Here is an 18,678-nt window from a genome sequence, read left to right as displayed (position 1 = left end):
GTCAGGTGCCACGGTAACGGCCGACGGGCCGGGGCGTAAGCGGAACCAGCCGGGTCGGGCGGGCTCCGCCGCCGTGCCGCCCGCTGGCCGTGCAGGCCCTGGACCTGGGCCGATCGGCCCACCGGGCAGGACGGACAGCACCTGGCCCCGCCACCCCGCTCATCCGACGCTGGAGGTGTACCGAGTCCGCAGACCGACCGAGGAGAACCGAGGAGACCGGCGTCATGGTCCGTTACGTGTACGACTTCGCTGAGGGCGGCCGTGACATGGCCGACCTGCTCGGCGGCAAGGGCGCGAACCTGGCCGAGATGACCCGGCTGGGCCTGCCCGTCCCGCCGGGCTTCACCCTGACCACCGAGGCCTGCCGGGCCTTCCTGGCGACCGGCGCGGAACCGGAGGGCATGCTGGAGGAGGTCTCCCGGCACCTGTCCGCCCTGGAGGAGTCCGCCGGGCGCCTGCTGGGGCAGCGGGACGATCCGCTGCTCGTGTCCGTCCGGTCCGGGGCCCGGTTCTCGATGCCCGGCATGATGGAGACCGTCCTGGACATCGGCCTCGGCGACGACTCCGTCCAGGGCCTGGCCAAGGTGTCCGGCAGCGACCGCTTCGCCTGGGACTCCTATCGCCGGCTCGTCCAGATGTTCGGCAGTACGGTCATGGGCGTCGACGCGGCCCTGTTCGACGGGGCCATGACCCTGCTCAAGGAGACCCGCGAAGCCCCCGACGACCTCCACCTCGACGCGAACGACCTCGCCCGGCTCGTCGAGACGTACAAGCGGCTGATCCGCGACGAGACGGGACAGGACTTCCCCCAGTCCCCCGCCGAGCAGCTGCGCCTGGCGATCCTCGCGGTCTTCCGCTCCTGGAACGGCGAGCGCGCCCGCGTCTACCGCAGGCGCGAGCACATCCCCGACGACCTGGGCACGGCGGTCACCGTCCAGCGGATGGTGTACGGCAACCTCGGCGCCGACTCCGGCAGCGGCGTCGCCTTCACCCGTGACCCGGCCACCGGGCGGCCCGGCCTGTACGGCGACTACCTCGCCAACGCCCAGGGCGAGGACGTCGTCGCCGGTATCCGCAACACCGTGCCCCTCATCGACCTGGAGCGGCTGGACCCGCGTTCCTACCAGCGGCTGCGCGACCACATGGGCGTCCTGGAACGGCACTACCGCGACCTGTGCGACATCGAGTTCACCATCGAGCGCGGCACGCTGTGGATGCTCCAGACCCGGGTCGGCAAGCGCACCGCCGGGGCGGCGTTCGCCATCGCCGCCGAGCTGGTGGAGGAGGGACAGATCACGCCGGAGGAAGCGCTGGCCCGGGTCAGTGGTGACGGCCTCGCCCGGCTGATGTTCCCGCGTTTCGACACCACCGCCACCGGCCCGGCGCTCGCCCACGGCCTGCCGGCCTCCCCGGGCGCCGCGGTCGGCGCGGCGGTCTTCGACTCCGCCGAGGCCGTACGGCGTGCCGCGGCCGGCGAGAAGGTGGTGCTCGTGCGCCAGGAGACCACCCCGGACGACCTGCCCGGCATGGTCGCCGCCGAGGCCGTGCTGACCAGCCGGGGCGGCAAGACGAGCCACGCGGCCGTCGTCGCCCGCGGCATGGGCAAGGTGTGCGTGTGCGGCGCCGAGGAACTCGCCGTGAACACCGGGGCCCGGCGGTTCACCACCGCCGACGGCACCGTGGTCGAGGAGGGCACGGTCATCTCCGTGGACGGCTCGGCCGGCGCCGTGTACGCGGGTGAGGTCCCGCTGGTGGCCTCCGCGGCGATGCGCTACCTGGAGACCGGCGAGCAGTCCGGCGCTGTCGTGGCCGCCGTGGCCCGCGCCCTCGAACAGGCGGACTCCGTCCGGCGGCTGGAGGTCAGGGCGAACGCCGACACCCCCGAGGACGCGGCCCGTGCCCGCCGGTTCGGCGCTCAGGGCATCGGTCTGTGCCGGACCGAGCACATGTTCCTCGGGGAGCGGCGCCGGCTGGTCGAGCGGATGATCCTGGCCCGTACCGACGCCGAGCGCGACCGGGCGCTGGCGGCTCTTCTCCCGCTCCAGCGGCGGGACTTCGTCGGCATCCTGGCGGCGATGGACGGCCTGCCCGTGACCATCCGCCTGCTGGACCCGCCGCTGCACGAGTTCCTGCCCGACCACACCGAACTCGCCGTACGGATCGCCTCGGCCGAGGCCCGTGGAGAACGACCGGACCCGCACGACGTCGAGTTGCTCGACGCGGTGAACCGCATGCACGAGGAGAACCCGATGCTCGGCCTGCGGGGCGTGCGCCTGGGACTGGTGGTTCCGGGCCTGGTCGCCATGCAGGTCCGGGCGATCGCCGAGGCGGTCGTCGAGCGCACGCGGGCCGGGGGATCCCCCGAGGCGGAGATCATGGTGCCGCTGGTCGGCGCGGTCGAGGAACTCCGGCTCGCCCGCGAGGAGGTGGAGCGGGTGCTCGCCGAGGTCGGCGCCGACACGGGCGTCCCCGTCCGCTGTCCCGTCGGCACCATGATCGAGCTGCCCCGGGCCGCGCTCACCGCGGGCCTGATCGCCGAGGAGGCGGAGTTCTTCTCCTTCGGCACCAACGACCTGACGCAGACCACCTGGGGCTTCTCCCGCGACGACGTCGAGGCCGCGTTCTTCTCCGCCTACCTCGACAAGGGCGTCTTCGCCGTCTCCCCCTTCGAGACGATCGACACCGACGGAGTGGGCCGACTGGTCCGGATCGCGGTCGACGAGGGACGCGCCGCGCGCCCCGGCCTGAAGATCGGCGTCTGCGGCGAACACGGCGGCGACCCGGAGTCCGTGCACTTCTTCCACGCGGCGGGCCTGGACTACGTCTCCTGCTCCCCGTTCCGTGTCCCGGTGGCCCGGCTGGAGGCCGGCCGGGCCGCCCTGTCGGCGACGGAGGGCAGCGACAGCCGCTGACCGGCCCGCTCCGGCCCGGCAGGGACGATCGGCTCCCGACCGAGGACCTTCGGCACTGGAACGGCGTGACGATCCGTAGGACTCTTGACCCAGGAGCGGCACCGATCCCCCGCGGTGTCGCTCCGCCCATACCCGTGAAGTGTGCCGGGGTGCGCCGCGATCAGGCACCCTCGGCCCCGGGCCGCCCCCAGGGGGTGTCTTGTGGATCTTGCCGGGGTCGCGGGCCCTGGCACGCACATCTGCCGCGTTGTCGTCGGTTGCCAACTCCCCCACGCTCGGCTGCGCTCGCGCGGGAGGGACCCCCATCGCGTTGACGCCCTCCTCCGCCTTGCAACTGCACGCACCAGACCCCGCCCGGCCGCGCTGAAAGGGCCCCGCTGATGGGAGCCGACCTGATCCACAAGACACCCCCTAGTACTGCAACGGTGCTAGCCCGACCTGGTGCGGACCGCGATCCGGCGGCCCGTGACGGCGTACGGATCGATCCGGACCCACAGGTCGCGCCGGCCCCCGGCCCAGGGTGTGCTGTGCGCCCGTTCGGCGAGACGATGCGTCTCGCCGACGTCCGTCACCATGCGCGCGTGTCCGCGCACCAGCACGCTCCAGCCGTTGCTGAAGGTGTCGTCGATGCGGTCGACCTCGAAGGCGACCGGGCAGCCGGCGGCCAGCGACGGTGTCGCACCGTGTGCGGTCCGGAAGACGATCGCGCCGTCGACGACGCTGTAGTTGACCGGGACGACGAGCGGCGCCTGGGCCGTGGGCACCGCGAGCCGTCCCACGCCGTGGGTCGAGAGCAGGGCCTCGCACTCGGTCCTGCTCAGCTCGGTGAACTCGGGAGCGGGCCCGGCCTGTCCGGGACCGGGCGGCCGTTCGGCCTCGCCTCCGGCCAGCGCCGAGACGGTGGTCCGCAGCGCGCCCGCCAGGCTGAGCAGTGCGCCCCGGCCCGGTGCGGCACCGGGGTGCTGCTCCAGGTGCGCCAGATAGCTGGAGGCCATGCCGGCGCGGGCGGCCGTCTCCCCTCGGGTCAGCCCGAGTTGGTGGCGGCGTGCGGCGAGCCGGCGGCCCAGGTCTCCCGAGGGCGGAGTCTCCGTCACGTTCGCCTGTTTCCGTTCGGCCATGACCCGTCACGTCCTCTCCTCAGGTCGCCCGGACGGCGACCTCCTCGTGCGACTGCTCGCCGAGCACCACCTTGAGCGCGCCGGTGTCGGCGGCCCCGGCGAAGACGTGGTACGCCTCCTCCATGTGGTCCAGCGGGAAGGTGTGGGTGACCAGCTGGGCGGTGGGCAGCCGGCCGGCGGCGGCCATGCGCAGCAAGGTGGGGGTGGAGTGGGTGTCCACCAGCCCCGTGGTGATGGTCACGTTCTTGATCCACAGGTCTTCCAGGTGCAGGGTGGCGGGCTTGCCGTGGACGCCGACGTTGGCCACGTGGCCGCCGGGGCGCACCATGCGTGTGCAGAGTTCGAAGCTCTCCGGCACGCCGACCGCCTCGATGACGACGTCCGCGCCGAGCCCGTCGGTGAGGTCCGCGATCAGTTGCTCGGGCTCCTCGCGGGCGTCGGCCACGGCGTCGGCGCCGAGCCGCCGGGCGGCCTCCAGCCGGGACGCGGCCAGGTCGACGGCGACGATCCGCTCGGGCGCGAACAGGCGCGCCGTGGCGATCGCCGCGAGGCCGATGGGGCCGACTCCGACGACGGCGACGGTGTCTCCCGGTCGCACACGCCCGTTGAGGACGCCCACCTCGTAGGCGGTCGGGAAGATGTCCGCCAGCAGGACGGCGTCCTTGCTCTCCACCGCGCCGGGCAGCGCGTGCACGGACAGATCGGCGTAGGGGACGCGGACGTACTCGGCCTGGGTGCCGTCGATCAGGTGGCCGAGGATCCAGCCCCCGCCGCCCCGGCACTGGCCGTAGGCGCTCTCGCGGCAGAAGCGGCAGCGGCCGCAGGGGCTGATGCAGGAGACCAGCACGCGGTCGCCCGGACGGACGGTCCGGACGTCGCCGCCGATCTCCACGATCTCGCCCACGGCCTCGTGGCCCAGGACCGTGCCCGGGCGCACCTCGGGCACGTCACCCTTGAGGATGTGCAGGTCGGTGCCGCAGATGGTGACGGCGTCGACGCGCACGATGGCGTCGGTGGGGTCCTTGACGGCGGGGTCCGGGACGTCCTGCCAGGCGGACTGCCCGGGACCGTGGAAGACGAAGCCTTTCATGTCCTTCCTCACCCTCCTCGCTCCGGTGCGGAACCCGGGGCCGGCGGTGCTCACCGTCTCCCGCGGACCGGCGCCGACGTCGGTACCGGAATGGCCCCGCAGATCCAGCTTGTGCGCTGATGACGTCCGGCGCACGGGCCGTCCGGTCCCCATGGCCCGGACGATCTCGCCCGTACGCACCGCCGCACGGCGTCAGGAGTCCTGCTCGTACGCCCGCGTCACGCCCGCGTCAGCTCGTGGGCGACACCGGCCGCCCAGGTCTCGATCACGTGGAAGTCCCGGAAGTCGCCGCCCTTTCCGGAGCGCACGATCATCCCGGCCACGCGCCCCTTGGCGCCGTCCTCCAGGCAGCCCCCGAAGGTGACGTGCGCCCGGAGGTCCAGCCGTGTCATCGCCCGCCGTACACCGCGCACGGGCGGGATGTCCCGTTCGGAGGCCGAGGCGTCGAGCGGGCCGCTGCTGAAGAACCAGACCGGGCGCTCTGCGAGCGGACGGCGGTGACGGCGGACGAATCGGCGCGCGTCCTTCTGCCAGCGTCCGGCCGCCGACCACGACGGCGTCGTACTTCTCCCCGCCGTGCTTCTCCCCGCCGTGTTTCTCCCCGCCGGTGTCGTACTCGGCGAGGCCGATCACGCGGCCGTCCGCCTCGGCCAGCAGGGCTCGGTAGCCGGGGCGTGCCAGGGCGCAGGCCCGGTCGGCGGCCAGGGCGGCCGAGCGCCTGCTCGCGGAGAAGAACCGCAGGCGGAGGTTCTCCTGCGACATCTCCTCGTAGAACCCCCGCACCTGTCCGTGGTCGCCCGGCAGCACCGGCCGGATGCACACGGTGGTGCCGTCCGCGAGCAGCGCGTGGACCGAGGGTCGGTCGATCAGGTCGTCCGTCACATCGCAGATCTCCTCCATGCCTCTCGACACTTCGATCGTCCGACGGAGCCCGGGGGGATCACAGGGGCCGTCCGGGGTGCAACGGGGGCCGATCGGCCCGCACGCTCACACCCGCTCGGGCACGATCGCGACGGGGCACGCGGCGTGGTGCAGGACCCCGTGCGCGACACGGCCCAGTTGGAGCCCGCGGTGCCCGGGGTCGCGGCGGGCACCGACCACCAGCAGCCCGGCGTCGTGGGAGGCGCCCAGGAGGACGCCGCGAGCGGATCCCTCGACGGTGCGACGCCGCACGTCGACGTCGGTCGGGGCGTCCTTCAGCGCCGCTTCCAGGGCCTCGACGGCGTGTTCCTCGTACAGGCGCGCGGGTTCGCCGGCGAGCAGCGGATGGTGCACGCTCTCGTGTGCGGGGCATCGCCATGCCCGTACGGCGTCCAGGGGTACGGCGCGCAGCCGCGCCTCCTGGAAGGCGAATCGCGTCGCCGCGGAGTTCTGCCCCTGCTCACCGACGCCCACCACGACGCGGCCGTGGGCCGGCGAACCGACCCGGTTGTCGTGGCTGCCGCGCACCACGACGACCGGGCAGTCCGCGTGCGCGGCCACGGTGAGGCTGACGGACCCGAGCAGCATCTCGGCGAGACCGCTGCGGCCGCGGGTGCCGAGGACCAGCGCGGAGGCGCCTCGGCCCTCCCGCACCAGCGCGTACTCCGGTTCCTCGGGAAGCACGTCGGAGACGACCCCGAGGTCCGGCCGGCGGCTCAGGGCGCGCCGTACGGCGGTGCCCACGATGTCGTCCGCCCGTACCTCCTCCCACGGTTTGCCGAGGTCGTCGGCGAGAGCGGTGCCCTCGTAGCGCTCCCAGAGGGAGGCGTACACGACCCGCAGCGGGGTCCCGCGCAGGGCCGCCTCGTCGGCGGCCCAGTCGACGGCGCGCAGGCTCGGCTCGGAGCCGTCCACGCCGACGACGATCGGGAGGGCCATCGGTCTCACCGTCCCGCGCCCAGGTCGAAGACGATCCGGGCCTTGACCTGGCCGCGCAGCACCTCGTCGATGGACTCGTTGACCGAGGCCAGGGAGCGGGTCTCGTAGATGACCTCGGTCCGGCCGGCCGCGTGGAGCTGGAAGACCTCCGCGAGGTCCTGACGGGTGCCGACGATGGAGCCGATCACGGAGGTGCCGTTCAGGACGGTGTCGAAGATCGGCACCTGGACGGTGCCGTGGGCCGGAAGCGCGACCATGACGAGCTTGCCGCCGCGCCGCAGACCGGAGTTGACGGCGGCGAACGCGGCCTCGTTCACGGCGAGGGCGATCGCGGCGTGGGCGCCGCCGTGCCGCTTGAGCACCGCTCCGACGTCGTCCTTGCGGGCGTCGATCAGGATGTCCGCCCCGAGTTCGGCGGCGAGGTCGAGCTTCTCGTCGGTGACGTCGATCGCGGCGACGGTGGCGCCGGCGATCTTCGCGTACTGCACGGCGAGATGGCCGAGCCCGCCGACGCCGGAGATCGCGACGAGCTGCGTCGGCTTCACCTCGGCGACCTTCAGGGCCTTGTACGTGGTGACGCCGGCGCAGGTGAGCGGGGCGGCGTCGAAGGGGGTGATGCCGTCCGGCACCGGCTGGGCGAAGTCGGCCCAGGCCAGCATCTTCTCGGCGTACCCGCCGTCGCAGCCGTAGCCGGTGTTGATCTGCCGCTCGCACAGCGTCTCCCAGCCGGACAGGCAGTGCTCGCACCGCCCGCAGGCCTTGCCGAGCCAGGGCACGGCGACGCGCTGCCCGACGGCGAGGTGGGTGACGCCGTCGCCGAGGGCGCCGACCAGGCCGACTCCCTCGTGGCCCGGCACGAAGGGCGGGTTCGGCTTGACCGGCCAGTCGCCGTGCGCGGCGTGGATGTCGGTGTGGCACAGTCCGGAGGCCTCGACGCGGATGCGGACCTGACCGGGGCCGGGCTCGGGTTCGGGGCGCTCCTCGATGACCAGGGGTTCGCCGAACGCTCGTACGACCGCTGCCTTCATGGGTCTCGTCTCCTTGGGAGTGGGTCAGCCGTGCGGGACGACGGCGACCGGGGCGGTGGAGTGGTGCAGGACCGCGTGGGTGACGTGGCCGATGTGGGCACCGAAGGGGCTGCGGCGGATGCGTCGGCCCACGACGACCAGGGATGCCTCGTGGGAGGCGTCGACGAGGTGGACCGAGGGGCTGCCGTACCGGGACTCCCGCACGACCTCCACGTCCGGGAACTTCTTCCGCCAGGGAGCCAGGACCTGGTCCAGGGCCTCGGCGTCGCTCAGGGCCAGTGCCTCGTGCAGGGCGGGATTGGCGGGCGTGCCGTACGCGTAGTAGGGCGGCGGGTTCCAGCCGTGAACGACGCGCAGGGAGGTGGCGCGGCGCTCGGCGGCCTCGAAGGCGAACTCGATCAGCGTCTCGTCCGGGTGCTCGATGTCGAGTCCGAGCACCACGGGCCGGAACGGCGTCGCCGCGGACGGCACACCCGCCGGGTCCATCTCGTGCTCGTCGGCGGCCTGCTCCAGGGCGCGCACCAGCACCACGGGATGGTCGGCATGCGCGACGACGGACAAACCCACAGAACCGACCATAAACCCGCCGAGTCCGCCGAGGCCGCGCGAGCCCAGGACGAGCAGCTCGGCGCTCTTCGCCGCCGCGGCCAGTGCGTCGCCCGGGTGACCGGAGAGCTGCTCCCTGGTCACCTCGACGCCGGGGTGGCGCAGGCCGATGCCCTCGGCCGCCTCGCGAGGGATCCGCTCGGTCCAGTGCTGCTGGGTCTCGGCTCCCAGGAGCGGGGCCTGCGCCATGGGCTCCGGTACCGGCTCCCAGACATGGACGATCTTCAGGGGCAGGCCGCGCAGCTTGGCTTCGCGAGCGGCCCATTCCGCGGCGGCCCTGCTCTCCTGCGAGCCGTCGAGACCTACGGTGATGGTGCGGAGCATGATCTCCACCTCCTGGGGCGAGGGATCTGATTCCAGCGTCGTGTTCGGGGAGTTCCTCGGGCAGGGGCCACTGGTCCCGGATCGGGACCGGACGGTCCACCGCCGGCGGTGGACCGGCGCCTCACGGCGCTCAGTCGTGCGGTACCACCGCGACCGGTGCGAACGCGTGTTGCAGCACGGCGTGCGTCACCGGGCCGACACGGCCACCGACCGGCGCGCGGCGGTCGCGCCGGCCGACGACGACGAGCGCCGCGTCCCGTGAGGCGTGCACGAGATGACGTCCGGCGCCGCCGATCACGGCCTGCTCCCGTACCTCCACCCCGGGGAACTTGTCCTTCCAGGGGCGCAGGACGTCGCTCAGCCCGTTCCGTGCTTCCTGGGCCAGTTCCGCGTTGAGCCCCGCGTCCAGGACGGCGCCGTAGCCGTAGACGGCCGCCGGGTTCCAGCCATGGACCACCCGCAGGCCGGCCGCGCGCCGCCGGGCGGCCGCGAAGGCGAACTCGATGACGGCCTCGCCCGGGTTCTCCAGGTCCAGCCCCAGCACGACGTCGCGGTACGGCGTGACGGTCGTTCCGGCGCCCATGGCGTCCGGCAGATGCTCGTCCTCGGCGCGCTCACCGGCCCGTACGAGGACGACGGGGTGTTCGGCGCGTGCCACGACGGCCTGGGCCACGGAGCCGACCAGGAACCCGGCGACCGTGCCGAGGCCCCGGGAGCCCAGGACCAGCAGGTCGCTGTCCTCGGCGGCGGCGAGCAGTGCGGGGACGGCCTGTTCCCCGGTGAGCGTGGTGGTGATCCGCAGACCGGGGTGGCGCCCCGCGAGCCGGGACTCGGCCTTGTGGAGCAGGTCGGTGGCCCACTCACGTTGTGCGTCGATCGCGCCCGGCGCCGGAAGGCCGCCGAGCGGGGCGTAGAGGGGCCCCAGCGGGTCCTCGGCACGGACGAGGCGCAGGAGCGCCTCTCGTTGTGCTGCTTCGCGGGCGGCCCAGTCTGCGGCGGCGAGACTTTCGGGCGAGCCGTCGAGACCGACGGTGACGGTGGACATGTGCGGACCTCCTTCGGGGTTGCACCGCTAGTCTCCGAGCCCCAACACCTCGGCCAGTAGGGGCCGGAGGTCCCTGCGGGGGGCCGATCGGCCCCCCGGAAGCGGCCCTTGACGCCGTGTCAGTCGGCGTCCCCGGGCCGCCGTCTCACACCGCCCGCAGCCCGTGCTCGCGGAACTGCTCCCGCACCCGCTCGACGAGGTGGCGGTCGGGCACCGGGGTGTCCTTCAGCGGGAAGGGGATGCCGAGGGCCTCGTACTTGTGCGCGCCGAGCTTGTGGAACGGCAGGACGTCCACCCGGTCGACGTTGCCCAGCCCGGCCAGAAACGCGCCCAGGCCGTCCACGGCACTCTCGTCGTCGGTCCAGCCGGGGACCAGGACGTAGCGGATCCACACGGGGACGCCCAGCCGGTCCAGGCGGGTGGCGAAGCCGAGGGTGGGGGCCAGAGCGCCGCCGGTCAGCTTGCGGTAGGTGCCGATGTCGAAGGACTTGATGTCCAGGAGCACCAGGTCGGTGTCGGCCAGCAGGGTGTCGTCGGCGCGGGCGCCGAGGAAGCCGGAGGTGTCGAGCGCGGTGTGCAGTCCGAGCTCCTTGCAGCGATGGAGCACGGCGGCGGTGAAGTCGGACTGGAGCAGGGGCTCGCCGCCCGTGACGGTGACCCCGCCGCCGGCCGTGGTGACGAAGGCCCGGTACTTCTCGATCTCGGCCGTCACCTCGTCCACCGTGGCCTCGCGGCCGTCGCGCATGTGCCAGGTGTCGGGGTTGGCGCAGTACAGGCAGCGCAGCGGGCAGCCGCTGACGAAGAGCACGAACCGGGTCCCGGGACCGTCCACGCCGGTGGACAGGTCCCAGGAGTGGATCCGGCCCTTCCCCATCGTGACCATCGTGCTCACAGCGATCCGTGGAAGGTGCGGCTGATCACGTCGAGCTGCTGCTCACGGGTCAGCCGGACGAAGTTGACGGCGTAGCCGGAGACCCGGACCGTCAGCTCCGGATACTTCTCCGGGTGCTCCATGGCGTCCTCCAGGGTGGCCCGGTCCAGGACGTTCACGTTCATGTGGAAGCCGCCGGAGGCCATGTACGCGTCCAGGATCCCGGCCAGGTGAGCCGCGCGCTCGGCGGGGTCGTGGCCCAGTCCCTCGGGGGTGATCGTCGTGGTCAGCGAGATCCCGTCGCGGGCCTGTTCGTACGGCAGCTTGGCGACCGAGAGGGCGGAGGCGGCCACGCCGTGCCGGTCGCGGCCGTTCATCGGGTTGGCGCCGGGCGCGAAGGGCTCGCCGGCCCGCCGGCCGTCGGGGGTGTTGCCGGTGTGCTTGCCGTAGACCACGTTGGAGGTGATCGTCAGGACCGACTGGGTGTGCTCGGCGTCGCGGTACGTGGGGTGGCGGCGCACCTTGGCCATGAAGGACTCGACCAGGCCGACGGCGAGGGCGTCCGCCCGGTCGTCGTTGTTGCCGTACGCCGGGAACTCGCCCTCGACCTCGTAATCGACGGCCAGCCCGGTCTCGTCCCTGACGACCTTCACGCGGGCGTGCTTGACGGCGGAGAGGCTGTCCGCCGCCACCGACAGGCCCGCGATGCCGCAGGCCATGAACCGGTGCACGGGGTAGTCGTGCAGGGCCATCTCGATGCGTTCGTAGGCGTACTTGTCGTGCATGTAGTGGATGACGTTCAGCGCGTCGACGTAGGTGGCCGCCAGCCAGTCCAGCATCCGGTCGTACGCCGACGACAACGCGTCGTAGTCCAGGTACTTCCCGGTCAGGGCCGGCGCCTCGGGGGCGATCTGCTCGCCGGTCATCTCGTCCCGGCCGCCGTTGACGGCGTAGAGCAGCGCCTTGGCCAGGTTGACCCGCGCTCCGAAGAACTGCATCTGCCGGCCCACCGCCATCGCCGACACACAGCAGGCGATCGCGGTGTCGTCGCCGGTGCGCGGGCGCGTCAGATCGTCGGACTCGTACTGGATCGCGCTCGTGTCGACGGAGACCTGTGCGCAGAACCGCTTGAAGCCCGAGGGGAGTCGGGGCGACCACAGCACGGTCAGGTTGGGCTCGGGGGCCGGGCCGAGGTTGTACAGGGTCTGCAGGAAGCGGAAGGAGGTGCGGGTGACCAGCGTCCGGCCGTCGGTACCGATGCCGCCGATGGACTCGGTCACCCAGGTCGGGTCGCCGGAGAACAGGGCGTCGTACTCGGGGGTGCGCAGGAACCGGACGATCCGCAGCTTGATCACGAAGTCGTCGATCAGTTCCTGGGCGCGGGTCTCGTCGAGGATCCCCTCGTCCAGGTCCCGCTGGAGGTAGACGTCCAGGAACGTGGAGGTGCGGCCCAGCGACATCGCGGCGCCGTTCTGCTCCTTCACCGCCGCCAGGAAGCCGAGGTAGAGCCACTGCACGGCCTCGTGGGCGGTGACGGCGGGGCGGGTGACGTCGCAGCCGTAGCCGGCCGCCATGCGCGTCAGCTCTCCCAACGCCCTTATCTGCTCGGCGAGTTCCTCGCGGTCCCGGATGACGTCCGGGGTGGAGGGCCGGGCGTCCAGCCGGGCCTTGTCGGCCCGCTTGGCCTCGGTCAGCCGGTCGGTGCCGTAGAGCGCGACGCGCCGGTAGTCGCCGATGATCCGGCCCCGGCCGTAGGCGTCCGGCAGCCCGGTGATGATCCCGGCCTTGCGGGCGGCGCGCATCTCGGGCGTGTACGCGTCGAAGACACCGTCGTTGTGCGTCTTGCGGTAGGTCCCGAAGACGCGCGTGACGAACGGGTCGACCTGGTAGCCGTACGCCTTCAGCCCGTTCTCCACCATCCGCAGCCCGCCGTTGGGCATGATCGCCCGCCGCAGCGGGGCGTCGGTCTGGAGGCCGACGATCAGTTCGCGGTCCCGGTCGATGAAGCCCGGCCGGTGCGAGGTGATCGTGGACGGGTTGCCCGGGTCGACGTCGAGGATGCCCCGGCGCCGCTCCTCGGGGAACAGGGAACTCACCTTCCCCCACACGGCACGCGTCCGCTCGGTGGGCCCGGCCAGGAAGCCCGAGTCACCCTCGTACGGCGTGTAGTTCGCCTGGATGAAGTCACGCACGTCGACACTCCCCCGCCAGCGTGCGCCGGCGAAGCCCCGCCATGCCTGCGGCGTCCGGGGTCCAGCCGTCACCGTTACCGTCATCGCCGGTCTCTCCTCAGTCCGCACGGATGCTCTTCCTGCACCGCCGATCCTTCTCGCCCGCCTCGGCCGCCGGGAGGGTCCGTCGGCGCACCGCGGGCGGCCACCGGTCCCTCCCACACCGGCCGATCGGCCCCTGGTACCCCGAACGGCCCGATCGATGGACCGGGTGGCCCCTGTCCCGCTCGGGGGACGCGGCACACCCTGGCCGTGGAAGGTCCCACACTCCTCGCGGAGGCACGCCATGAACGCTTCCCCCACGCCCACCATGCTGCGCTCGCTGACCGCCGAACATCGCGAGCGGCTGATGCACTTCGCCCGGGACGTGTCCTTTCCCCAAGGAACCCGCCTGTTCGAGGAGGGCTCCCGCGCCGACCGGTTCTGGATCATCCGCACCGGCAGCATCGAGCTCGACATGCGCATCCCCGGCCGTCGGCCCGCCGTGATCGAGAACCTGGGCCACAACGAACTGGTCGGCTGGTCCTGGCTCTTCCCGCCGCACATGTGGCACCTGGGCGCCGGGACGACGACACCCGTGCGGGCCTACGAGTTCGACGGCGCGGCGGTCCGGTCCCTGTGCCGGGACGACCCGGACCTGGGCCGGGACGTCAGCGAATGGGTGGGGCAGGTCCTCGCCCACCGCCTCCGCTCGGCCAGGACACGCCTGTTGGACCTGTACGCCCCGTACGGCGCCGGCAGCGTCGTCTGAATCCGCCGGCCCCCTGGATGAACGACGGAGGAACGGCCATGCACGGAACGCCGTACATCGTCAGCGATGTCATGACCCACACGGTCGCCGCGGTCGGCCGCGGGGCGGCCTTCAAGGACATCGTCCGGCTGATGCAGGAGTGGAAGATCAGCGCCCTGCCCGTGATCGAGGGCGAAGGCCGGGTCGTCGGCGTGGTCTCCGAGGCGGACCTGCTGGCCAAGGAGCAGTTCCGCGACAAGGATCCCGACTTCCCCGGCCTCTCCGACCTGGAGAAGGCGGGTGCGCTGACCGCCGAGCAGCTGATGACCTCCCCCGCCCTCACCGTCCGCGCCGACGCCACCCTCGCCCAGGCGGCTCGCACCATGGCCCGGTCGAAGGTGAAGCGGCTTCCCGTGGTCAATGCCCTGGGTCTGCTCGAGGGCGTCGTCAGCCGCGCCGACCTGCTCAAGGTCTTCCTCCGTGACGACGAGGAGATCGCCGAGGAGGTACGGCGTGAGGTCGTGGCCCACCTCTTCCCGCCACCGAAGCCGGCCGTCCGCGTGAGCGTGACGGACGGAGTCGTGCGGCTCACCGGCCGGATCCGGGACACCTCGCTGGTACCGGTGGCGGCACGTCTGTCCCGTGCCGTCGAGGGCGTCGTGGACGTGGAATTCGACCTGGGCACCGCTCATGTCGCGGGTTGACTCGCGGGTTGAGTCGCGGGAGGGCCGTCGCCTTGAGTCGCGGGAGGGCCGTCGCCGCCCGAGCGCGCGTGACGTCACCGCGCCTCGGGCCTCGGCGCGGTGACGGGTGCCATGGCGCCATGGCACCCGTCACACGATGTCGAGCACCTCCGCCACCGGGCGGCGGGGCGTGGCCGCCCCTCGCGGGCCGTAGCCGAGTCGCAGCACCATCTGCACCTGGCCGGTGCCCGCCCCGGGGTCGCGGGCCAGCAGGCGCAGCTCGCGGTCCTCCAGGGCGTGGGAGCTCAGGGAGGTGGCCAGGCCGGCCAGGGTGGCCTCCAGCAGGACGCGCTCCAGTGCCTGCCCCGCGCGCAGCCAGTCGGCGGGGCCGTCGCCGGGTGTGCTGAGCAGAGCCAGGTGCGGGGTGTGTTCGAAGGTGGTGGTGCCGCGGTCGGCCACCTGCCGACGCCCGACGAAGTCCCGTACGGGAGCCCTGCCGTCCCGTTTGCGGGGGCCGAAGGCGTACTCGGGGACGCCGTCGACGGCGGCGTCCGCCTCCGGTCCGAGCCTTGTCCAGCGCACCAGGTCCACGTTGGCGCCGGCGTCCATGACATCCCGGCTCTCGGCGTCACGGACGAGGTCGAGGACGGTCTCGGCATGCCAGGGGCCGGGGAACAGCAGCTGGGCCCCTTCCCGCGCCGCGGCCTCGCACAGGGCGGCCTGTACGTCGTCGGGGACGTCCTTCTCGGCGAAGGGGTGTCGGCTCGTGTGCCGCTGCCGGATCCCCGGACACAGCCGCGCCAGGTCGTCGTCCGGGACTCGCCCCGCCGGGTCGAACAGGTGGACGGACGCGAGCAGCAGCGAGTCCCGCGGACCGGGACCGGGACCGGGCAGCAGTCGCGTCTCCGGGACGAAGCCCTCATGGGCGGCGGCCACGCGCAGATTGAACAGCGCCGCTCCGCAGCCGATGTGCAACGCCCGGTTGCCGGGATCCGAGCGCGGCATGGCCCGCTCCGGGTCCGCGTACAGCAGCACGAGACGCCCGCCGGTCACGAAGCGGAACCGCCACGGCTGCGCGTTGTGCATGGACGGCGCCGCCGTGGCCTCGGCCACCAGCCTCGCCACCGTCTTCTCGTCGAGTCGCGATGCCATGGCATCCTCCTCACACGCTCGGGAACCCGGTTCGTCAGTTCTGCGGGAGCCGGGCGGCGACGTACTCGGTGAGGTCGAGCAGGCGGTTGGTGTAGCCCCACTCGTTGTCGTACCAGCCGAACACCTTGACCAGGTCACCGTGCGCCTGGGTCAGCTGGGCGTCCAGGACGCAGGACGCGGGGTCACCGACGACGTCGCGGGAGACGATCGGCGCGTCCGAGACCCGCAGGATGCCCTTGAGCGGTCCGTCGGCGGCCTCGCGAAACGCGGTGTTGATCTCGTCGGCGGTCACGGCACGGTCCAGGACCACGCTCAGGTCGGTCAGCGAACCGTCCTCGACGGGGACCCGTACGGCGATGCCGTCCAGCGTGCCGACCAGTCGGGGCAGCACGAGGCCGACGGCACGGGCGGCCCCGGTGGACGTGGGGATGATGTTCACGGCGGCGCTGCGGCCCCGGCGCGGGTCCTTGTGCGGGCCGTCCAGGACCACCTGGTCGTTGGTGTAGCCGTGGATGGTGGTCATCAGGCCCTTGACGAGGCCGAAGCGCTCGTCGAGGACCTTCACCATGGGGGCCACGCAGTTGGTGGTGCAGGAGGCGTTGGAGACCACGTGGTCGCGCTCCGGGTCGTACGTGCCTTCGTTGACGCCCATCACGAGGGTGGCGTCGACGTCCTTGCCCGGCACCGACAGCAGCACCTTGCGGGCGCCGGCCTTCAGGTGCAGGCCCGCCCGTTCACGGGTGCGGAAGCGGCCGGTGGACTCGATGACGATGTCGACCCCGACATCGCCCCAGGCCAGGGCCGCCGGGTCGCGCTCGGCGGTCACGGCGACGCGGTGTCCGTCGACCGTGAGCGAGGTGTCGTCGTGCTCGACCACGCGATGCAGCCGGCCGTACGTGGAGTCGTACTCCAGCAGATGGGCCAGCGCCGCCGGCGAGGTGAGGTCGTTGACCGCGACGACCTCGACCGGCGTGCCGGCCGAGGTCTCCGCGCGCTCCAGCACACCGCGCAGATAGTTGCGTCCGATGCGGCCGAAGCCGTTGATGCCGACGCGCACGCTCATGTCCGTCATCCTCCCGATGAGTGCTCCGGTGGTGTCCGGGTGCACTGCCAGCCTGCTGGCCGGGAGGGGGATCCGGCTTGGGCCGTAAGGGGAGGAGAGGGGGGACGTTCGGCCCCGTGGGCCCGGTGTGCGGGGCGGGGCGGGCTCAGTGCCCTTGCTGCCGGAGCCGGTCCTGGGCCTGGGTGGCGATGACGGCGGCCTGGATGCGGCGCTCCACACCGAGTTTGGCCAGCAGCCTGGAGATGTGGTTCTTGACCGTCTTCTCCGCGAGGTAGAGCCGCTGACCGATCTGCCGGTTGGTCAGTCCCTCGCCGATCAGGGCCAGGATCTCCCGCTCCCGGTCGGTGAGGCCCGGCAGGGCGTCGGGCTCCGGCTCGGGGTCCTGGCCCTGGCGCAGGCGGGCCATCAGCTTGGCGGTGGCGCTCGGGTCGAGCAGGGACTGGCCGGCGGCCACCGTACGGACGGCCGAGACCAGGTCCGAGCCCTGGATCTGCTTCAGTACGTATCCGGAGGCACCGGCCATGATCGAGTCGAGCAGCGCCTCCTCGTCGTCGAACGAGGTCAGCATCAGGCAGGCCAGGTCCGGCATGCGCGACCGCAGCTCACGGCACACGGTCACGCCGTCGCCGTCCGGCAGGCGGACGTCGAGCACCGCCACCTGCGGGCGCAGCGCGGGCACCCGCACCAGCGCCTGCTCCACGGTGCCCGCCTCGCCGACCACGGTGATGTCCGGCTCGTCGTTCAGCAGGTCACGAACCCCGCGCCGTACCACCTCGTGGTCGTCCAGCAGGAAGACCTGGATCGGGTGGTCGGGTCCGGGCCGTTCGCCGTCCGCCATCGGATGCTCCTCGTTCTGCGCCGTCTGACTCCTGCACCGGACCACACCCTCTGCGTGACCCGGTCCCTGCCTACCGTTGATCGTGCGCGTTCCAGGGCCGAAGGGCCAGGGCCGGTCGGCCCTATTGCTTCAAGATCGGCGTCTGGACGATTCGCTCGTTCGCCGCCCGGCCGGGTGCGGCCGCCTCCGGCACGGGCCCCGATGAACCGGGGCATTACGGTCCCCGCTCCGGGACGGTCGGCCCCTGCCTCGGGGACTCGTCGTGCGGGACTCTGAACGGCATCGGGCCTGGTTGCCCCGTCCCCGTCCGTAGGGACGGGGACGGCTGCCGCTCGGCCGGTAGAGCTCGTGCGGACGGTGGACGTGGAAGGGTGGAAGGAGCGACGTGATGACCCGCATTGTCGGCGAAGTGATGACCAGCGAGGTCGTCGAAGCGCACCGGGAGACGTCTTTCAAGGACGTGGCACGGCTGCTGGACCTGCACCGGATCAGCGGCCTGCCCGTGGTGGACCACGACGACAAGGTCCTCGGGGTGATCTCCGAGACCGACCTGATCCGCCATCAGGCGGCCCAGCCCACGCACGGCCGCCTCCGGCGACCGCGCAAGCGTCCACCCCGCCGCTCCACCCGTCACGCGACCTCCACGGCCCACGTCCTGACCGCCGGAGAGCTGATGTCGACGCCCGCCATCACCGTGCACCCCGAACAGCGCGTCGCCGACGCGGCACGGATCATGGAACGCCGCCGCGTCGACAGGCTTCCCGTGGTGGACGAGGAGGACCGGCTGATCGGCATCGCCACCCGACGGGACCTGCTGCGGGTCTTCCTGCGGACGGACGAGGAGATCCGCCGGGAGGTCTTCGACGACGTCCTGACGCGGGCCCTGTGTCTGCCGCCCCACACGGTGAACGTCTCGGTCCGCGACGGCATGGTCACACTGGCGGGCCGGCTGGAACGGCGCGGCGACATCCCCCTGGCCGTCCGGCTGGCGTGGCGGGTGGACGGGGTGGTCGGCGTCGTGAACGACCTGACGTTCCGCGTCGACGACACGCAGCAGCCCGAGCGGCGCACGGGCCGGATGGCCCACCCCTGGCTGCTCGGGCACTGACCACGGGCGTCTCGGGGAC

15 protein-coding genes and 2 pseudogenes are annotated in these 18,678 nt (G+C 72.6%); 4 read left to right on the top strand and 13 right to left on the bottom strand.

The window, feature by feature from the left end:
- Nucleotides 1–224: 224 nt before the first annotated feature.
- Nucleotides 225–2,912: a pyruvate, phosphate dikinase gene (gene ppdK, locus ACZ6D7_RS17125; protein ID WP_469491060.1), complete on the top strand. Its 2,688-nt coding sequence runs from the start codon at nucleotides 225–227 to the stop codon at nucleotides 2,910–2,912.
- Nucleotides 2,913–3,340: 428 nt separating this feature from the next.
- Here ppdK and ACZ6D7_RS17120 read toward each other — a convergent pair whose 3' ends face one another.
- The 10 genes and pseudogenes from ACZ6D7_RS17120 to pflB form a co-directional block, all read right to left on the bottom strand.
- On the bottom strand, nucleotides 3,341–4,030 hold the full coding sequence (locus tag ACZ6D7_RS17120; RefSeq protein ID WP_469491058.1) for a helix-turn-helix domain-containing protein: 690 nt from the start codon (nucleotides 4,028–4,030) through the stop codon (nucleotides 3,341–3,343).
- A 19-nt stretch (nucleotides 4,031–4,049) separates the two neighbouring features.
- Complete coding sequence (locus ACZ6D7_RS17115; RefSeq protein WP_469491057.1) at nucleotides 4,050–5,120, bottom strand: zinc-dependent alcohol dehydrogenase family protein; 1,071 nt, start codon at nucleotides 5,118–5,120, stop codon at nucleotides 4,050–4,052.
- A 218-nt stretch (nucleotides 5,121–5,338) separates the two neighbouring features.
- Nucleotides 5,339–5,662 (bottom strand): annotated as a pseudogene (locus tag ACZ6D7_RS17110) (flavodoxin domain-containing protein); the annotation flags it as partial.
- A gap of 55 nt (nucleotides 5,663–5,717) precedes the next feature.
- Nucleotides 5,718–6,002: pseudogene (locus ACZ6D7_RS17105) on the bottom strand (GNAT family N-acetyltransferase); the annotation flags it as partial.
- Nucleotides 6,003–6,107: 105 nt separating this feature from the next.
- Nucleotides 6,108–6,980 carry a universal stress protein gene (locus tag ACZ6D7_RS17100; protein ID WP_469491055.1) on the bottom strand — a complete coding sequence of 291 codons (873 nt, stop codon included), beginning with the start codon at nucleotides 6,978–6,980 and terminating at the stop codon, nucleotides 6,108–6,110.
- Nucleotides 6,981–6,985: 5 nt separating this feature from the next.
- Entirely contained in the window at nucleotides 6,986–8,008 is a 1,023-nt protein-coding gene (locus tag ACZ6D7_RS17095; protein ID WP_469491051.1) for a zinc-dependent alcohol dehydrogenase, read from the bottom strand.
- A gap of 24 nt (nucleotides 8,009–8,032) precedes the next feature.
- Nucleotides 8,033–8,938: a universal stress protein gene (locus tag ACZ6D7_RS17090; protein ID WP_469491049.1), complete on the bottom strand. Its 906-nt coding sequence runs from the start codon at nucleotides 8,936–8,938 to the stop codon at nucleotides 8,033–8,035.
- 130 nt (nucleotides 8,939–9,068) lie between these two features.
- Complete coding sequence (locus ACZ6D7_RS17085) at nucleotides 9,069–9,983, bottom strand: universal stress protein (RefSeq protein ID WP_469491047.1); 915 nt, start codon at nucleotides 9,981–9,983, stop codon at nucleotides 9,069–9,071.
- Between the two features lie 145 nt (nucleotides 9,984–10,128).
- Nucleotides 10,129–10,866, bottom strand: coding sequence for a pyruvate formate-lyase-activating protein (gene pflA, locus ACZ6D7_RS17080; RefSeq protein ID WP_469491546.1), 738 nt, complete (start codon nucleotides 10,864–10,866; stop codon nucleotides 10,129–10,131).
- Between the two features lie 5 nt (nucleotides 10,867–10,871).
- Nucleotides 10,872–13,130, bottom strand: coding sequence for a formate C-acetyltransferase (pflB, locus tag ACZ6D7_RS17075; protein WP_469491044.1), 2,259 nt, complete (start codon nucleotides 13,128–13,130; stop codon nucleotides 10,872–10,874).
- A 241-nt stretch (nucleotides 13,131–13,371) separates the two neighbouring features.
- Between pflB and ACZ6D7_RS17070 the strand changes: the two genes are divergently transcribed.
- Nucleotides 13,372–13,836 carry a Crp/Fnr family transcriptional regulator gene (locus tag ACZ6D7_RS17070; RefSeq protein WP_469491042.1) on the top strand — a complete coding sequence of 155 codons (465 nt, stop codon included), beginning with the start codon at nucleotides 13,372–13,374 and terminating at the stop codon, nucleotides 13,834–13,836.
- Nucleotides 13,837–13,874: 38 nt separating this feature from the next.
- The gene (locus tag ACZ6D7_RS17065; RefSeq protein ID WP_469491040.1) at nucleotides 13,875–14,519 is read left to right on the top strand and encodes a CBS domain-containing protein; all 645 of its coding nucleotides are present in this window, start codon (nucleotides 13,875–13,877) and stop codon (nucleotides 14,517–14,519) included.
- 129 nt (nucleotides 14,520–14,648) lie between these two features.
- Here ACZ6D7_RS17065 and ACZ6D7_RS17060 read toward each other — a convergent pair whose 3' ends face one another.
- The 3 genes from ACZ6D7_RS17060 to ACZ6D7_RS17050 all read right to left on the bottom strand — a co-directional run bounded on the left by ACZ6D7_RS17060 (nucleotide 14,649) and on the right by ACZ6D7_RS17050 (nucleotide 17,551).
- A complete protein-coding gene (locus ACZ6D7_RS17060) occupies nucleotides 14,649–15,650 on the bottom strand; it encodes an Acg family FMN-binding oxidoreductase (RefSeq protein WP_469491038.1) in 1,002 nt (333 codons plus the stop codon).
- A 34-nt stretch (nucleotides 15,651–15,684) separates the two neighbouring features.
- Nucleotides 15,685–16,713 (bottom strand): type I glyceraldehyde-3-phosphate dehydrogenase, encoded by a 1,029-nt coding sequence (gene gap / locus ACZ6D7_RS17055; RefSeq protein WP_469491037.1) that lies wholly within the window; start codon nucleotides 16,711–16,713, stop codon nucleotides 15,685–15,687.
- Between the two features lie 145 nt (nucleotides 16,714–16,858).
- Nucleotides 16,859–17,551: a response regulator gene (locus ACZ6D7_RS17050; protein WP_469491036.1), complete on the bottom strand. Its 693-nt coding sequence runs from the start codon at nucleotides 17,549–17,551 to the stop codon at nucleotides 16,859–16,861.
- Between the two features lie 388 nt (nucleotides 17,552–17,939).
- Here ACZ6D7_RS17050 and ACZ6D7_RS17045 point away from each other — a divergent pair, with 388 nt between their 5' ends.
- Nucleotides 17,940–18,659, top strand: a complete 720-nt coding sequence (locus tag ACZ6D7_RS17045) for a CBS domain-containing protein (RefSeq protein WP_469491034.1) — start codon at nucleotides 17,940–17,942, stop codon at nucleotides 18,657–18,659.
- Nucleotides 18,660–18,678: the final 19 nt, after the last annotated feature.

The organism is Streptomyces sp. NPDC041784 (assembly GCF_055591025.1).
Note: the sequence above shows the minus strand (reverse complement) of the source record. Positions and strands in the feature narration are given on the sequence as shown.